The organism is Stenotrophomonas sp. YJH_SMC_138 (assembly GCF_059369855.1).
Genome location: NZ_JCAFTB010000008.1, coordinates 151,756 through 167,217, shown reverse-complemented (window position 1 = coordinate 167,217; position 15,462 = coordinate 151,756). Strand labels below are relative to the sequence as shown.

Below are 15,462 nucleotides of genomic sequence, written 5' to 3'. Positions count from 1 at the left end.
TAGCGCCGGGCCATGCCCGGCGCGTTGATCGCTCAGTTCCCCGCTGTGCCCATCCCATCCACCGCCTGCCGGCCCAGCGCCGGATCATCGGTGAAGAAGGCATCGATGCCGGTCGCCAGGTAGGCGCGCATCTCGGCGATCGAGCCTTCGACGTTGCGCGCGTTGTCGGCGCCCTTGCGCAGGTTGCTGGGCTGGAAATGGTTCTCCGGGCGGAAGGTGTACGGAATCACCATCAGGCCGGCCGCGTGCGCATCTCGTACCAGCGAGGTCGGCGTGCCCAGCGCGCCCTTGGCATCCAGCGGAATGATCGAACGCAGCTCGGGGCCGATGCCATCGGCGTAGCCGGCGATGTCCTTCAGCCCGGCCGGGGCCATCATCTGTGCGTAGGTCAGCGTGCCGCCGGCCTTGGCGATGTCGGCCGGCTGGGTATCGCCCTTCCACAGCAGCTGCAGCAGGCGGATGTTGCTGCCCCGGCCGATCTTGCCATGCAGGTAGCGCAGGTTGGCGGTCTCGAACGACTGGATCGTGACTGGGCCGACATTGGTGTACGCGTTGCCACGCAGCGCGGCCAGCAGCTTGTCTTCCATCGGCAGGCCGATGGACTGGAAATAGGTCGGGTGCTTGATCTCCGGCACGAGGCCGATGCCACGGTTGGCGCGCCCGGCCTGCTGCACCAGGAAGGCCAGGATCTCGTCCAGGCTGGCGATGCGGAACTGGCCGTCGTAGGCGGTGCTGCGCAGCTCCGGCAGGCGCTCACGGGCGTACAGGGTCTTCAGCTCGGCCAGGGTGAAGTCCTCGGTGAACCAGCCCTCGACCTGCTGCCCATCGATCACCTTGCGGGTACGGCGGTTGGCGAACTCCGGATGCGAGGCGACGTCGGTGGTGCCGCCGATCTCGTTCTCGTGGCGGGCCACCATCACCCCGTCCCGGGTCATCACCAGGTCCGGTTCGATGTAGTCGGCGCCATCGGCGATGGCCTGCGCATACGAGGCCAGGGTGTGCTCGGGCAGCAGTGCGCTTGCCCCGCGATGGCCGTAGACCGACACCTTGGGCACGGCCGGGGTGGAGGATTCAGCACTCATGGCCACCGATGGTGCCACGGCCAGCGACAACAGCAACGCACAACCCCACGACTTCACTGCGACTTCCCCAAGCGGTATGTGATGGGCGTCAGTATGCGGCGGCAATGTGACAGGTGGGGGAAGCCAGTCCCTGTAGAGCCGAGCCCATGCTCGGCTGACGGGCAGAACAGCCGAGCATGGGCTCGGCTCTACAGTTACTTGCCGATGCAGAAACTGGAGAAGATCCTCCCCAGCAGATCATCGGCACTCATCTGCCCGGTGATCTCACCCAGCGCATCGTGGGCCAGCCGCAGTTCCTCGGCGGCCAGCTCCAGGTGCTCGTGCGCCAGCTCGCCATCGGCGCGCTGCGCATGTTCCTGCGCGCGTTCAATCGCATCCACGTGGCGCGTGCGCGCGGAGAACTCGCCGTCCACCTGCTCACCGGCACCGGCCGAAGCAATCGAACGCAGGCGCGCATGCAGATCGTCGAGCCCGGCGCCGGTGGCGGCCGAAACGAACACCCGATCCGGATCATCCAGCGACGGCAGCGCCGCCAGCAGATCCGACTTGTTGTGGATGTAGAGCTTGTGCGGTACCGCCGCCACGGCCTCGCCCAGCGCCGCTTCACCGGCCGCCGGATCGCGCGCATCCAGCACGATCAGCGCCAGGTCGGTGCGCTCGATTTCCACGTGGGCGCGGCGCATGCCTTCGCGTTCGATGGCGTCGCCGCCGTCGCGCAGGCCGGCGGTGTCGACCAGGGTCAGCTCCAGGCCATCCAGGCGGATGGTTTCGCGCAGGGTGTCGCGGGTGGTGCCGGCGATGTCGGTGACGATGGCGCGTTCGCTGCCGGCCAGCGCGTTGAGCAGTGAACTCTTGCCCGCATTCGGCGGACCGATCAGCACCGCGTGCAGGCCATCGCGCAGGCGACGGCCGCGTTCGGCATCGCGGCGCAGAATGGCCAGATCGCTGCGCGCCTGTTCCAGCCCACGCCGCACCTGCGCGCCACCGAGGGTATCCAGCGGTTCGTCGGCGAAGTCGATGGCCGCTTCCACGTGGATGCGCAGCAGCACCAGCTGCTCGACCACCGCATCGATGCGGCGCGAGAACACGCCATCCAGTGAACGACGCGCCGCGCGTGCGGCACGGTTGTCGCCCGCGGCGATCAGGTCGGCGATGGCCTCGGCCTGGGCCAGGTCCAGCTTGCCGTTGAGGAACGCCCGTTCGCTGAACTCACCCGGCCGCGCCTGGCGCGCACCGAGCGCGATGCAGCGCGCGACCAGCTGCTGCAGCAGCACCGGGCTGCCATGGCCCTGCAGTTCCACCACCTCTTCGCCGGTGAAACTGTTCGGTGCCGGGAACCACAGCACGATGCCATCGTCGATGACCTCGCCGTCGGCATCACGCAGGCGCGCGTAGTGCGCGTGGCGCGGGCGCAGTGCAGGCGCCCCCAGTGCATTGGCAATCGCCGCAGCGCGCGGACCGGACAGGCGCAACAGGCCGACACCGCCGGCGCCGGGGGCGCTGGCGATGGCCACGATGGTGTCGGTGCGGATCGCGTCGTTCATGGCTCAGAGCTTCTCCAGCTGCGCGCGCGCCTGGGCCGCGCCACTGCCCTGCGGCTGCAGCGCCAGGTAGGTGGTGTAGGCCTGCTTCGCCTTGGCCTTGTCGCCGGCGTTGAAGTAGGCATCGCCCAGGTTCAGATGGGCCACCGCGCGCGACGGGTCGATCTTCAGCGTGTTCTCCAGCCAGCGCGCGGCTTCTGCATAGCGCTGCTGGCGGTAGTAGACGAAGCCGAGGTTGTTGGCGGCCTGGGCGAAATCAGGACGCAGCTTCAGCGCTTCGGCAAACTGCGCGGCTGCCTCGTCGTACTGCTTCTCGCGGTACAGCTGCAGGCCGCGGTCGTTGGCCTGCTGCGCGCGCTGGCGGTCGGACGCCGGGCCAGCGGTGGGCACCACCAGCTTGGCCTTGCCACCCTGCAGGTCGGCCACCGTCACCGGCGCCTGGCTGCCCTTGGCCTCGCTGGCCGCATCCACCTTGTTGTTCAGCGCGATCGCATCGGCGGTCAGCTGGCGCGTATCGGCGTTGAGGAATTCCTGGCTGTCCGGCACCTGGAACACGAACTCGCCGCCCTGCGAACCGGGCAGGCTGCCGAAGGCCGGGGTCTGGTGCGAGACCGCCGATACGGCCGGCGCCACGTAGGCGGCCAGCTCGGTACCGGTGATCAGGCCGTCGCCGTTGAGGTCGCCCTTGCCGGCCAGCGCCTGCAACAGCACCCAGGTGAACACCGAGTGGCCGTTGGGGCCAGCATCGGCCACCTGCTGGTCGGCACCACCGGCGGTCAGCATCTGCCGCGCGCTGCGACGCGCGTTCTCGCGCAGGAACGACGACGACGACGGGCCACCGCGGGTCAGGCCCAGGCCGCTGTAGCAGGCATCCATCACGAACATCACATGCTTGGCCTGCATGCTCTCGGCAATGTTCTGGATGTCGGTCATCGCGATGGCGTCGGTGGCGAATTCCTTCGGGTCCGAATCGACCGGAATGATGTAGCCCAGGTCGCGCCCGGAAGCGAGCTGGCGGGTCGCGCCATGGCCGGCGAAGAACACGAACACGCGGTCGTTCTTGCCGGTGCGGTCATCTGCCAGGCGATCGTGGAAGGCCGCGAGGATGTTGTTGCGGGTCGCCTGCTCGTTCTTCAGCACGATCACCTGCGAGGACGGGAAGCCGAACTGCCCGGTCAGGGTATCGGCCACCGCCTGCGCGTCGTGGCTGGCGTACTCCAGCTTCGGCCACTTGGCATAGTTGTCGATGCCGACCACGATCGCCCAGGACTTCTCGTAGCCGGTGGTGACCGTGGCGGCACCGGCTTCACCCTTGCGCGCACGGGCGACAGTGAAGTCACGGCCGTTCCAGCCGGCGAACTGGTAACCATCGGCGATCAGCCGGTCGAGGATCTGCGGCAGCGCCTTCACCGCACGATCGTGGATGTCGTGGAACAGGATGATGCCGCGCTGTTCCTTGTTCACCTGGTCTAGCACGCGCTGCACGATCGATTCCGGTACCGGGTCGGCCCAGTCCATCGAGTCGATGTTCCACATGATCGACTTCAGCCCGGCCTCGTTGAGCAGCTGCAGGCCTTCGGCATTGCGCGCGCCATACGGGAAACGGAACAGCGGCGCGCGCTTGCTGTCGACATCCTTCAGCAGCGTGTCGGTGTCGAGCACCTGCTGGCGCAGCGCGTCACCGGTGGTGCGCGACAGCTGGGCGTGGGTCAGGCTGTGGTTGCCGACCGCATAGCCCTCTTCCATCAGGTTGCGGCTGATCTTCGCCATCGGGCCGAGGCTGACCTTGCCATCGGCCTCGACCTTGCCAAGGTTGCGGCCCACTTCAAAGAACACGCCCGGCACGTCGTAGCGCTTGAGGATGGCCACCACTTCATCGGTATAGGCCTTGTGCGGGCCATCGTCGAAGGTCAGCACCACGGTCTTGGCCGGCAGGTCGCGGCCGAAGATCTCGCGGTCGCTGTCCTTCATCGACATCGGGTAGGGCTCGATCACGCCGTAGTCGCGCAGGATCGCTTCGCGGCTGTAGTCCTTGTGCAGGTGGGCGATGTAGTCGTCCCACTTCTCACGCTTCAGCTCGATGGCACGGGTGCGCTCGAAGCGGCTGAAGATGCGGGTCAGTTCCTGGTTGTAGTTTCGCTCGATCTCGTCGAGTGCCTCCAGGTCCTCGCCGATGCGCTGGTGCAGCTTGACCGCCGGCAGCGACGAATCAGTGCCGACCCGCTCATGCAGATCACGCAGCACTTCGCGGAAGGCCAGGCGGTCGGCGTCGAACAGTTCCGGCGCCGACTCGATGTAGTCCAGCACGGTGCCGAGGGTGGCGAAGCGCTGCGGGCTGGAGCCGCGCAGCAGGGTGTCGAACTGCGCGGCGATCGCCGTGCGCTGTTCCAGGCCATCGTGGAACAGCTGCTGGCCCACACGCGTGGAGGTGCCGCGGTCGGCGGCCGATTGCTGTTCCTCGTCTGCCAGCAGCACGATGATCCGGCGGTAGCCGTCGAGCTGCTTCTGCAGCGCCGCCAGCAACGGCGCGGCGGCCGGATCGGCGGCGGCCGCGGCCTGCGCGCTTGGCTGGGTGACGGTGGTCGCCGGCGCCTTCGCGTCCTTGTCGCCGCAGCCGGCAACAACCAGGGTCAACAACAGCGAGGGCAGGAACAGGCGGAACGACGACGCACGCGGCATGGCGGACTCGAAGGTGGGAGGAACGGTGTGCCGGCGATTCTACCGCCGCATGCGAAAAGCCCGCCTTGCGGCGGGCTTTTGCTGGGGTCAGCCGGCCAGCGGCCGGCTCTACCGATTACTTCTTCTTGACCGGGGCCGGAGCGGTGGTGGCCGCAACCGGCTCGCCGCCATGGCGCTTGGTCATCCACCACTGCTGCAGCAGGCCCAGGCCGCCGTTGACCACCCAGTACAGGACCAGGCCGGACGGCATGAAGGCCATCATGACGCCGAACACCAGCGGCATGAACTGCATCATCTTCTGCTGCATCGGGTCCATGCCCGGTGCCGGGGTCAGCTTCTGGGTGAACCACATCACTGCCACGTTGATGACCGGCAGGATGAAGTACGGGTCGCGTGCGGTCAGGTCCTGGATCCAGCCGAACCAGGGCGCCTGGCGCAGTTCGACCGATTCCACCAGCACCCAGTACAGGGCGAAGAAGATCGGCATCTGGATGAGGATCGGCAGGCAGCCGCCCATCGGATTGATCTTTTCCTTCTTGTACAGCTCCATCATCGCGGTCTGGAACTTCTGGCGGTCATCGCCATAGCGTTCCTTCAGCTGCGCGATGCGCGGCTGGAAGCGGCGCATCTTGGCACCGCTCTTGTACTGGGTCGCCGACAGCGGGTACAGCACCAGCTTCAGCAGCACCACCAGGCCGACGATCGCCCAGCCCCAGTTGCCGACCAGCTTGTGCACCTGGTTCAGCACCCAGAACAGGCCCTGGCCGATCACCGCCATCATCGAGAAGCGGCTGTAGTCGACCACGCGGTCCAGGCCCGGCACGTCTTCCTTGGCGATCAGGTTGACCAGCTTCGGGCCGACCCACAGGCGGGCCTCGGTGCTGGTGGACTGGCCCGGGGCCACGGTGAAGGCCGGGCCACGCGCTTCAATCAGGTCACGACCGGCCACCTGCGACAGCACGTAGTGCGCGGTCTGGTCCTTCTGCGGGATCCAGGCGGTGAAGAAGTGATGCTGCAGCATCGCCAGCCAGCCGCCGGTGATGTTCTGGTTCAGTGCGCCGTCGTCCAGGTAATCCTTGAACGCACGACGCTGGTACTTCTTGTCGTTGTCGTACCAGGTGGCGCCGTTGAAGCTGAACGAATCCGGGTTGGTCATGCTCCGCGACAGGATGGTCGGGGTGCGGTCCAGGGTGCGGTAGACGTAGCCGTTCCACGGTGCGGCGCCGGCATTGCTGACTTCGTCCTTGAAGCGCACGGCGTACTCGTTGCGCGAGACGGTCAGGGTGCGCTTGATGGTCACGCCGTTGTCGGCGGTCCACACGAACGGGATCTGCAGTTCGTTCTGGCCCTTGGCCAGCACGAAGTCCTTGGTATCACCGACCAGCTTGAAGCCGTCAGCGCCGGGAACCGGGGTGTTCTTGTCTTCGCTGGCCCAGCCACTGATCGCGCTGTACGGATGCGCGGGGTCTTCGGTCAGCAGGCGAACCGGCGGGCTGCCTTCGTCCTTGGTCTGCGGGAACTGCAGCAGCTCGGCATCGAGCACACGGCCGCCGTCCAGCACCAGGCGCAGCACGTCGGTGGTGACGGTCACGCGCTGGCTGGCCGGGGTGGCGCTGGCCTGGGCCTGCACAGCGGCCTGGCCCGGCGCACCCGGGACCTGAGCGCTGGGGATGCTGCCCGGGGTCGCGCCCGGAACACTCTGTGCAGCAGCCGGGGCCGACGTGGTCGTCGGTGCCGGGGTCGGAGCAGCCTTTTCACGGCTCCACTCCATCCACAGCAGCACGGCCACCATCAGCCAGGCAAAAATGAGGAATACGCGGGTCTGGTTCATCAGCGGACAGGCTCGGCGGGGCCGGGACGCGATGCCGGCTCGGTCAAAGAAGGAGTTGCGATGCCATCAGGCGGCGGCATTGTGCCGTCCACGCCCGGCGCGGGCAATGCACGCAGGCGACGCAGCAGGCGCAGGAAGGCCTGGCGGATCTCGTCGTTGCTGGCGGAACGCGCAGCACTACGCGCCACGACGACGAAGTCGCCTGGCTGGATTTCGGTACGTGTCTGACGCAGGATGTCGCGCAGGACGCGCTTGATCCGGTTACGCCCCACGGCGTTCGGATCAACCTTGCGGGAAACCGCCAGACCCAGCCTGGCCGGCCGGTCAGCCGGCAGCCAGTGCAGGGTCATCAGCGGATCGGACACACGGCGGGCGCCGTTGAAGACCGTTGAATATTCGGCACGCGTGCGAACCCGCGCAGAGCGAGGGAATCGCTTGCGCGGGTCTGCAGTATTCACTGTCGAAGGGATTGCGTCTGCCGCGGGGTGCGGCATGGCAATCAGGCGCTCAGGACTTTGCGGCCCTTGGCGCGGCGACGCGACAGGATCTTGCGGCCGTCAGCGGTCTTCATACGGGCACGGAAGCCGTGGTCGCGCTTACGCTTGAGGTTGCTGGGCTGGTAGGTGCGCTTCGTGGCCATTGGGGGCCTCTCGTATGAATGGGACGGAAAGAACCGGAAATTCTAGAGAGGTACCCTACCCCGCGTCAACCCCTGGCAGCTACGCGAATTCACCGGGCTGTGCAATAGCTGTGGATGTTTTTGTGAATAAGTAGGGGACAAGCATTCCGAAGGCGGGCGCTCGGTGGTAGTCTGAGCCATCCATTTCCCCCCTTTCCGGCCTGTGTTTGGGCGCCTTGTCGCGTCCATGCCCCGGCCACCGGACGATTATTGCTGATGGATGCCTGGTCCCGTAGTCTCGAGCGCCTCGAAGCGGAGTTCCCGCCGGAAGACGTTCATACCTGGTTGAAGCCGCTGCAGGCCGATCTGCGCGTGGACAGCCTGGTGCTGTATGCACCGAATGCCTTCATCGTCGACCAGGTTCGCGAGCTGTACCTGGCCCGGATCCGCGAGCTGCTGGCGCATTTCGCTGGTTTCAGCGACGTTTTTCTTGAAATCGGCTCGCGCCCGCGCCCTGTGGAGGCGCAGAACGCGCCGGTTTCCACGCCGTCGGCGCATGTGTCCAGCGAACCGCAGGTGCCCTTCGCCGGCAATCTGGACAGCCACTACACGTTCGCCAACTTCGTCGAAGGCCGCAGCAACCAGCTGGGCCTGGCCGCCGCCTTCCAGGCAGCGCAGAAGCCGGGCGACCGGGCGCACAACCCGCTGCTGCTGTACGGAGGCACGGGCCTGGGCAAGACCCACCTGATGTTCGCCGCCGGCAACGCCATGCGCCAGGCCAATCCAGGTGCAAAGGTGTTGTACCTGCGTTCGGAACAGTTCTTCAGCGCGATGATCCGGGCCCTGCAGGAAAAGACCATGGATCAGTTCAAGCGCCAGTTCCAGCAGGTGGATGCGCTGCTGATCGATGACATCCAGTTCTTCGCCGGCAAGGACCGCACCCAGGAAGAGTTCTTCCACACCTTCAACGCGTTGTTCGATGGCAAGCAGCAGATCATCCTGACCTGCGACCGCTATCCGCGCGAAGTCGAGGGCCTGGAAGCGCGCCTGAAGTCGCGGCTTGCCTGGGGCCTGTCGGTCGCGATCGAACCGCCGGACTTCGAGACCCGCGCCGCGATCGTGCTGGCCAAGGCGCGCGAACGCGGTGCCGAGATTCCCGATGATGTTGCGTTCCTGATCGCCAAGAAGATGCGCTCCAACGTGCGCGACCTCGAGGGCGCGCTGAATACCCTGACCGCCCGCGCCAACTTCACCGGCCGCGCGATCACCACCGAATTCGCCCAGGAAACCCTGCGCGACCTGCTGCGCGCCCAGCAGCAGGCGATCAGCATTCCCAACATCCAGAAAACCGTTGCCGACTACTACGGCCTGCAGATCAAGGATCTGCTGTCGAAGCGTCGGACCCGCTCGCTGGCCCGTCCCCGCCAGGTCGCCATGGCCCTGACCAAGGAACTGACCGAGCACAGCCTGCCCGAGATCGGCGACGCCTTTGCCGGTCGCGATCACACCACGGTGCTGCATGCCTGCCGCCAGATCCGGACCCTGATGGAGACCGACGGCAAGCTCCGCGAGGACTGGGACAAGCTGATCCGGAAGCTGAGCGAATGATGCACGGATGCCGATGAGGCGTCATCGCACAAAACGGTGCAGAATCCGGTAGCAAGCGCGGGACACGTTGTGGATAAAAATGCCGTTTGAAATCGCGCCAGATTTATCCACAGCTTTACCCACCCCTTGGGGGTCGGTAATGCAGAGGGTTTCGAGGTCTGAAATACCTTTAATTACAAAGACTTAGCATTGTTTTCCAGCGATTCTGTCTCTACCAGCACCACCAAGCTTTTGATTTATTCCACATTTTTTAAAGCATAGGGGCACGGAACCACATGCGTTTCACACTGCAGCGCGAAGCCTTTCTCAAGCCGTTGGCACAGGTCGTCAACGTGGTCGAACGCCGCCAGACCCTTCCGGTTCTGGCCAATTTCCTGGTCCAGGTGCAGAACGGCCAGCTGTCGCTGACCGGTACCGACCTGGAAGTGGAGATGGTGTCGCGGATCGCGGTTGAAGATGCCCAGGACGGCGAAACCACCATTCCCGCCCGCAAGCTGTTCGAGATCATCCGCGCCCTGCCCGACGGCAGCCGGATCACCGTCTCGCAGACCGGAGACAAGATCACCGTGCAGGCCGGTCGCAGCCGTTTCACCCTGGCCACGCTGCCTTCGAACGACTTCCCGTCGGTGGATGAAGTGGAAGCCACCGAGCGCGTGGCCATCGGCGAGGCGACCCTGAAGGAGCTGATCGAGCGCACCGCGTTCGCGATGGCCCAGCAGGACGTGCGCTACTACCTCAACGGCCTGCTGTTCGACCTGCGCGGCGATGCCCTGCGTACCGTTGCCACCGACGGCCACCGCCTGGCGCTGTGTGAAACCGATCTGGCCAAGCCCAGCGGGTCCAAGCGCCAGATCATCGTGCCGCGCAAGGGTGTGACCGAACTGCAGCGACTGCTGGAAAGCGGCGATCGCGAGATCGAGCTGGAAGTCGGCCGCAGCCACGTGCGCGTCAAGCGCGACGATGTCACCTTTACCTCGAAGCTGATCGACGGCCGCTTCCCGGACTACGAAGCGGTGATTCCGATCGGTGCCGACCGTGAAGTGAAGGTTGATCGCGAAGCGCTGCGCGCCTCGCTTCAGCGCGCCGCGATCCTGTCCAACGAGAAGTACCGCGGCATCCGCGTGGAAGTCTCGCCGGGCAACCTGAAGATCAGCGCGCACAACCCGGAACAGGAAGAAGCCCAGGAAGAGATCGAAGCCGATACCACGGTCAGCGACTTGGCCATTGGCTTCAACGTGAACTACCTGCTGGATGCCCTCTCCGCCCTGCGCGATGAGGAAGTCATCATCCAGCTGCGCGATTCCAACTCCTCGGCGCTTGTACGTGAGTCCAGCAGCGAGAAGTCGCGCCACGTGGTGATGCCGCTGCGTCTCTGACAGCTGCTGTTCCACGTGGAACCGAACGACGCCCGGGATCTTCCCGGGCGTTTTTTTTTGCAGGTTCCACGTGGAGCATCGAGAAGACGCAGTTCTCCGGACGACGTCACTTCCGTCGATGGGCTCGGTTGAAATCCGTTGCCTTTCCGGGATGTTCGTCTCGATCGTTGAAAACAGGATCGCTGGATCGTAGCAATGACGAGTCGCGATTGATCGAAAGTCCAGGTGCAGGATCCGATACTCGTCGCCTGTCCCCAGATCTGGCCTGACAGGGACCGATGATCCTGCATCGCGGCGCGATGGACTTCCCTCTGCAAACGCCGCTGTCCACAGGGAAGATTCGATGCAGATTGGGGCAAGCCTAGCTTCTAAATCTGGGTATAAATCTAAAGCATGGTGGTGATGGTAGAGCCAGATCTCGTGGAAAAACACCTTATCTGACTGATTTAAAAGAAATTTATGCACCTGAAACCCCCTGTATATCGGCCTCCCAGCCTGGGGGGGAACCTGTGGATAGTTTCGAAGGCATGGCAAAAGGGCTTTTTTATCCACAGATTGCCCATACCTTGTGTATAAGTCATACAGGGCAGCTGTGGACAGCGTGGAACGATCGGTCTGAATTCTTTGAAATCTGTGGAACCGCCCAGGGCATGGGACCGTAGATTTCAAGGAATCTGCAGGTTCATCCGCTGGTACTCGTCGGCGACGAGGCAAGCGCTGTCCACGGCATCGCCTGAAATCGGCGAAATCCAAGGCTCACACCCCCGCTACCCTTCGCAGAATCGAAGGATTTCCGGGCTTGCCGAGACCCGCATCTGCTGGGATGAGGAAACAGCGCCACGTGGAACCAGCGGTCAGGGCGCAGGCAGACCTGCGGTAACTGCTCCATAGCTGGCCGGATAGCTGGCCGGGCACGTCCGGCTTGACCGATGCAGTAAGCTGATGAATTCCCTGCCCCTCTGCCGCCCCGTGCGGATGGTCTTTCGCGCCCCATGCTTATCCGCCGCCTCGCCCTGCACCAACTGCGTCGCTTCAATGCGGTGGAGCTGTCGCCCCAGCCGGGATTGAACCTGCTGACCGGCGACAACGGTGCCGGCAAGACCAGCGTGCTCGAGGCCCTGCACCTGATGGCCTATGGGCGCAGCTTCCGTGGTCGTGTCCGCGATGGATTGGTGCGCCAGGGCCAGGAAGCGCTGGAAATCTTCGTGGAATGGGACGAACAACGTGCCAATCACCCGCCGCACCGCCGAAAGGCCGGCCTTCGGCACAGTGGTCAGGATTGGAAGGGGCGCCTGGACGGCGAAGACGTGGCCCAGCTCGGCAATCTGTGCGCAGCGCTTGCGGTAGTCACATTCGAGCCAGGCAGCCATGCGTTGGTCAGCGGTGGTGGTGAACCCCGCCGCCGATTCCTCGATTGGGGCTTGTTCCACGTGGAACCTGATTTCCTGTCCCTGTGGCGCCGGTATTCGCGGGCACTGAAACAGCGCAATGCCCTGCTCAAGCAAGGTGGCCCGTCGCGGATGCTGGATACCTGGGATCACGAACTGGCTGAAGCCGGCGAACCGTTGACCAGCCGTCGGCAGCACTACCTGGAGCGTCTGCAGCAGCGCACCGTGGCGCTGGCTTCCAGCCTGGCCCCGCAGCTCGGCATCCAGGCACTGGAACTCAGCCCGGGCTGGCGTCGGCACGAGCTCCCTCTGGCCGATGCGCTGCTTCTGGCCCGGGAACGTGACCGCCAGGCCGGATACACCTCGGTCGGTCCGCACCGGGCAGACTGGAGCGTGGATTTCCACAGCATTCCGGGTCGCGATGCGCTGTCCCGCGGCCAGGCCAAGCTGACGGCATTGGCCTGCCTGCTGGCGCAGGCCGAGGACTACGCGGAACAGCGCGGCGAATGGCCGGTGATCGCATTGGACGATCTGGGCTCGGAGCTGGATCGCACCCACCAGGCGCGGGTTCTGCAGCGCCTGCTCGGTGGGCCGGCGCAGATCTTCATCACCGCCACCGAAACGCCGGCGGCGCTGCAGGAACTGACCCACATCGCCCGGTTTCACGTGGAACATGCACAGATCGTGGCTGTGCCATAGTGGGCACACCAGGGCCGCTCGACCCCGGCTGGTATAATTCGGGTTGAAATCCTTTCATTCTCGGCGCATCGCTCCAAGCGGTGGCCGACCTGCGGAGCCTACGGCAAGCGCAATGAGCGACGAACAGAACACCCCGGCAAACAACGGCAATTACGACGCCAACAGCATCACCGCCCTGGAAGGCCTGGAGGCTGTCCGCAAGCGACCCGGCATGTACATCGGTGACGTGCATGACGGCACCGGTCTGCACCACATGGTGTTCGAGGTTGTCGACAACTCGATCGACGAAGCGCTGGCCGGCCACGCCGATCACGTTGCAGTGACGATCCACGCCGATGGCTCGGTTTCGGTATCCGACAACGGTCGCGGCATTCCGACCGGCAAGCACGAGCAGATGAGCGCCAAGCTCGGTCGCGAAGTGTCGGCTGCCGAAGTGGTGATGACCGTCCTGCACGCAGGCGGCAAGTTCGACGACAACAGCTACAAGGTGTCCGGCGGCCTGCACGGCGTCGGCGTCAGCGTGGTCAACGCGCTGTCGCAGAAGCTGCTGGTGGACGTGTTCCAGAACGGCTTCCACTACCAGCAGGAATTCAGCAACGGCGCCGCCGTGACCGCGCTGGCCAAGCTGGAAACCACCACCAAGCGCGGCACCACCGTGCGCTTCTGGCCGTCGACGGTCGCCTTCCACGACAACGTGGAATTCCACTACGACATCCTGGCTCGCCGCCTGCGCGAGCTGTCGTTCCTGAACTCCGGCGTCAAGATCGTCCTTGCCGACGAACGTGGCGATGGCCGCCGTGATGACTTCCACTACGAAGGCGGCATCCGCAGCTTCGTGGAGCATCTGGCCCAGCTGAAGACCCCGCTGCACCCGAACGTCATCTCGGTCACCGGCGAGCACAACGGCATCGTCGTGGATGTGGCGTTGCAGTGGACCGACTCCTACCAGGAGACGATGTACTGCTTCACCAACAACATTCCGCAGAAGGACGGCGGCACCCACCTTGCCGGCTTCCGCGGTGCGCTGACCCGTGTGCTCAACAACTACATCGAGCAGAACGGCATCGCCAAGCAGGCCAAGATCAACCTGACCGGCGATGACATGCGCGAAGGCATGATCGCGGTGCTGTCGGTGAAGGTGCCGGACCCGAGCTTCTCCAGCCAGACCAAGGAAAAGCTGGTCAGCTCCGACGTGCGCCCGGCGGTGGAAAACGCCTTCGGCGCGCGCCTGGAAGAGTTCCTGCAGGAAAACCCGAACGAAGCCAAGGCGATCGCCGGCAAGATCGTCGACGCTGCGCGTGCACGCGAAGCGGCGCGCAAGGCCCGCGACCTGACGCGCCGCAAGGGCGCGCTGGATATCGCCGGCCTGCCGGGGAAGCTGGCCGACTGCCAGGAAAAGGACCCGGCGCTGTCCGAACTGTTCATCGTCGAGGGTGACTCGGCAGGTGGCTCGGCCAAGCAGGGCCGCAACCGCAAGAACCAGGCGGTGCTGCCGCTGCGCGGCAAGATCCTCAACGTGGAACGCGCACGCTTCGACCGCATGCTGTCCTCCGACCAGGTGGGTACGCTGATCACGGCCTTGGGCACCGGCATCGGCCGTGACGAGTACAACCCGGACAAGCTGCGGTACCACAAGATCATCATCATGACCGACGCCGACGTCGACGGCGCCCACATCCGCACCCTGCTGCTGACCTTCTTCTACCGTCAGATGCCGGAGCTGATCGAGCGCGGTTACGTCTACATCGGCCTGCCGCCGCTGTACAAGATCAAGCAGGGCAAGCAGGAGCTGTACCTGAAGGACGACCCGGCGCTGGACAGTTACCTGGCCAGCAGTGCGGTGGAAAACGCCGCGCTGGTGCCGGCCACCGGCGAACCGGGCATCGAAGGCCTGGCGCTGGAAAAGCTGCTGCTGGCCTATGCCGCCGCGCTCGATTCCATCGAACGCAATGCCCACCGCTATGACCGCAACCTGCTCGAAGCGCTGGTCGATTTCGTGCCGATGGACATGGACAGCCTGCGCAATGCGGGCGAAGGCGAAGGCCTGGATGCGCTGGCCAAGCGCCTCAACCAGGGCAGCCTGGGCAGCCCGCGTTTCAGCCTGGAACTGCAGGAGGCCAACGAGGAGCGCCCCGCCGCCGTGCTGGTGACCCGTCGCCACATGGGCGAGGAGCACATCCAGGTGCTGCCGCTGTCGGCGTTCGAAAGTGGCGAACTGCGCGCGATCCACCAGGCCTCCAAGCTGCTGCACGGGCTGGTGCGCGAAGGTGCAACGATTTCCCGCGGCGCCAAGTCGATCGAAGTCGACAGCTTCGCGAAGGCGCAGAACTGGCTGCTCGAGGAGGCCAAGCGCGGCCGCCAGATCCAGCGATTCAAGGGTCTGGGTGAAATGAATCCGGAGCAGTTGTGGGATACCACGGTGAACCCGGAGACCCGTCGCCTGCTGCAGGTGCGCATCGAGGATGCGGTCGCTGCCGACCAGATCTTCAGCACCCTGATGGGCGATGTGGTCGAACCGCGTCGTGACTTCATCGAAGACAATGCGCTGAAGGTCGCCAACCTGGATATCTGACACAATCGGGACCTGGCCGGTGCGCGGGGAGCTGCACCGGCCTTCGTCCCTTGAACGCAGGTACCTG

The 15,462-nt window shown here is 65.0% G+C and carries 10 protein-coding genes; 4 read left to right on the top strand and 6 right to left on the bottom strand.

Features of this window, described 5'->3' with window-relative positions; all coding sequences use genetic code 11:
* Positions 1-32 precede the first annotated feature (32 nt).
* The 6 genes from AC5P7I_RS16765 to rpmH form a co-directional block, all read right to left on the bottom strand.
* The gene (locus AC5P7I_RS16765; protein WP_164077269.1) at positions 33-1,139 is read right to left on the bottom strand and encodes a glycerophosphodiester phosphodiesterase family protein; all 1,107 of its coding nucleotides are present in this window, start codon (positions 1,137-1,139) and stop codon (positions 33-35) included.
* Positions 1,140-1,276: 137 nt separating this feature from the next.
* Positions 1,277-2,626, bottom strand: coding sequence for a tRNA uridine-5-carboxymethylaminomethyl(34) synthesis GTPase MnmE (gene mnmE, locus AC5P7I_RS16760; RefSeq protein ID WP_049408439.1), 1,350 nt, complete (start codon positions 2,624-2,626; stop codon positions 1,277-1,279).
* Between the two features lie 3 nt (positions 2,627-2,629).
* Complete coding sequence (locus AC5P7I_RS16755; protein ID WP_053494814.1) at positions 2,630-5,302, bottom strand: polysaccharide deacetylase family protein; 2,673 nt, start codon at positions 5,300-5,302, stop codon at positions 2,630-2,632.
* A 115-nt stretch (positions 5,303-5,417) separates the two neighbouring features.
* Positions 5,418-7,133 (bottom strand): membrane protein insertase YidC, encoded by a 1,716-nt coding sequence (gene yidC, locus AC5P7I_RS16750; RefSeq protein ID WP_014648955.1) that lies wholly within the window; start codon positions 7,131-7,133, stop codon positions 5,418-5,420.
* Positions 7,133-7,627: a ribonuclease P protein component gene (gene rnpA, locus AC5P7I_RS16745; RefSeq protein WP_080053031.1), complete on the bottom strand. Its 495-nt coding sequence runs from the start codon at positions 7,625-7,627 to the stop codon at positions 7,133-7,135. Before rnpA ends, yidC begins: the two co-directional genes overlap by 1 nt.
* A gap of 5 nt (positions 7,628-7,632) precedes the next feature.
* Positions 7,633-7,773, bottom strand: coding sequence for a 50S ribosomal protein L34 (gene rpmH, locus AC5P7I_RS16740; RefSeq protein ID WP_005411729.1), 141 nt, complete (start codon positions 7,771-7,773; stop codon positions 7,633-7,635).
* Between the two features lie 255 nt (positions 7,774-8,028).
* On the opposite strand from rpmH, the gene dnaA reads away from it, so the two are divergent.
* The 4 genes from dnaA (at position 8,029) to gyrB (ending at position 15,395) form a co-directional block, all read left to right on the top strand.
* Positions 8,029-9,360, top strand: a complete 1,332-nt coding sequence (gene dnaA, locus AC5P7I_RS16735; protein ID WP_014645405.1) for a chromosomal replication initiator protein DnaA — start codon at positions 8,029-8,031, stop codon at positions 9,358-9,360.
* A gap of 275 nt (positions 9,361-9,635) precedes the next feature.
* Positions 9,636-10,736, top strand: coding sequence for a DNA polymerase III subunit beta (dnaN, locus tag AC5P7I_RS16730; RefSeq protein ID WP_005411731.1), 1,101 nt, complete (start codon positions 9,636-9,638; stop codon positions 10,734-10,736).
* A gap of 992 nt (positions 10,737-11,728) precedes the next feature.
* A complete protein-coding gene (gene recF / locus AC5P7I_RS16725; RefSeq protein ID WP_014645406.1) occupies positions 11,729-12,823 on the top strand; it encodes a DNA replication/repair protein RecF in 1,095 nt (364 codons plus the stop codon).
* Between the two features lie 112 nt (positions 12,824-12,935).
* The gene (gene gyrB, locus AC5P7I_RS16720) at positions 12,936-15,395 is read left to right on the top strand and encodes a DNA topoisomerase (ATP-hydrolyzing) subunit B (protein ID WP_014645407.1); all 2,460 of its coding nucleotides are present in this window, start codon (positions 12,936-12,938) and stop codon (positions 15,393-15,395) included.
* The last annotated feature ends 67 nt before the right edge of the window (positions 15,396-15,462 follow it).

What these genes read in the sequence shown, in the direction of transcription:
- recF (WP_014645406.1), top strand. Translation starts at nt 11,729, where the DNA reads ATGCTTATCCGCCGCCTCGCCCTGCACCAACTGCGTCGCTTCAATGCG.
- rpmH (WP_005411729.1), bottom strand. Translation starts at nt 7,773, where the DNA reads ATGGCCACGAAGCGCACCTACCAGCCCAGCAACCTCAAGCGTAAGCGC.
- mnmE (WP_049408439.1), bottom strand. Translation starts at nt 2,626, where the DNA reads ATGAACGACGCGATCCGCACCGACACCATCGTGGCCATCGCCAGCGCC.
- dnaA (WP_014645405.1), top strand. Translation starts at nt 8,029, where the DNA reads ATGGATGCCTGGTCCCGTAGTCTCGAGCGCCTCGAAGCGGAGTTCCCG.
- dnaN (WP_005411731.1), top strand. Translation starts at nt 9,636, where the DNA reads ATGCGTTTCACACTGCAGCGCGAAGCCTTTCTCAAGCCGTTGGCACAG.
- yidC (WP_014648955.1), bottom strand. Translation starts at nt 7,133, where the DNA reads ATGAACCAGACCCGCGTATTCCTCATTTTTGCCTGGCTGATGGTGGCC.
- rnpA (WP_080053031.1), bottom strand. Translation starts at nt 7,627, where the DNA reads ATGCCGCACCCCGCGGCAGACGCAATCCCTTCGACAGTGAATACTGCA.
- AC5P7I_RS16755 (WP_053494814.1), bottom strand. Translation starts at nt 5,302, where the DNA reads ATGCCGCGTGCGTCGTCGTTCCGCCTGTTCCTGCCCTCGCTGTTGTTG.
- gyrB (WP_014645407.1), top strand. Translation starts at nt 12,936, where the DNA reads ATGAGCGACGAACAGAACACCCCGGCAAACAACGGCAATTACGACGCC.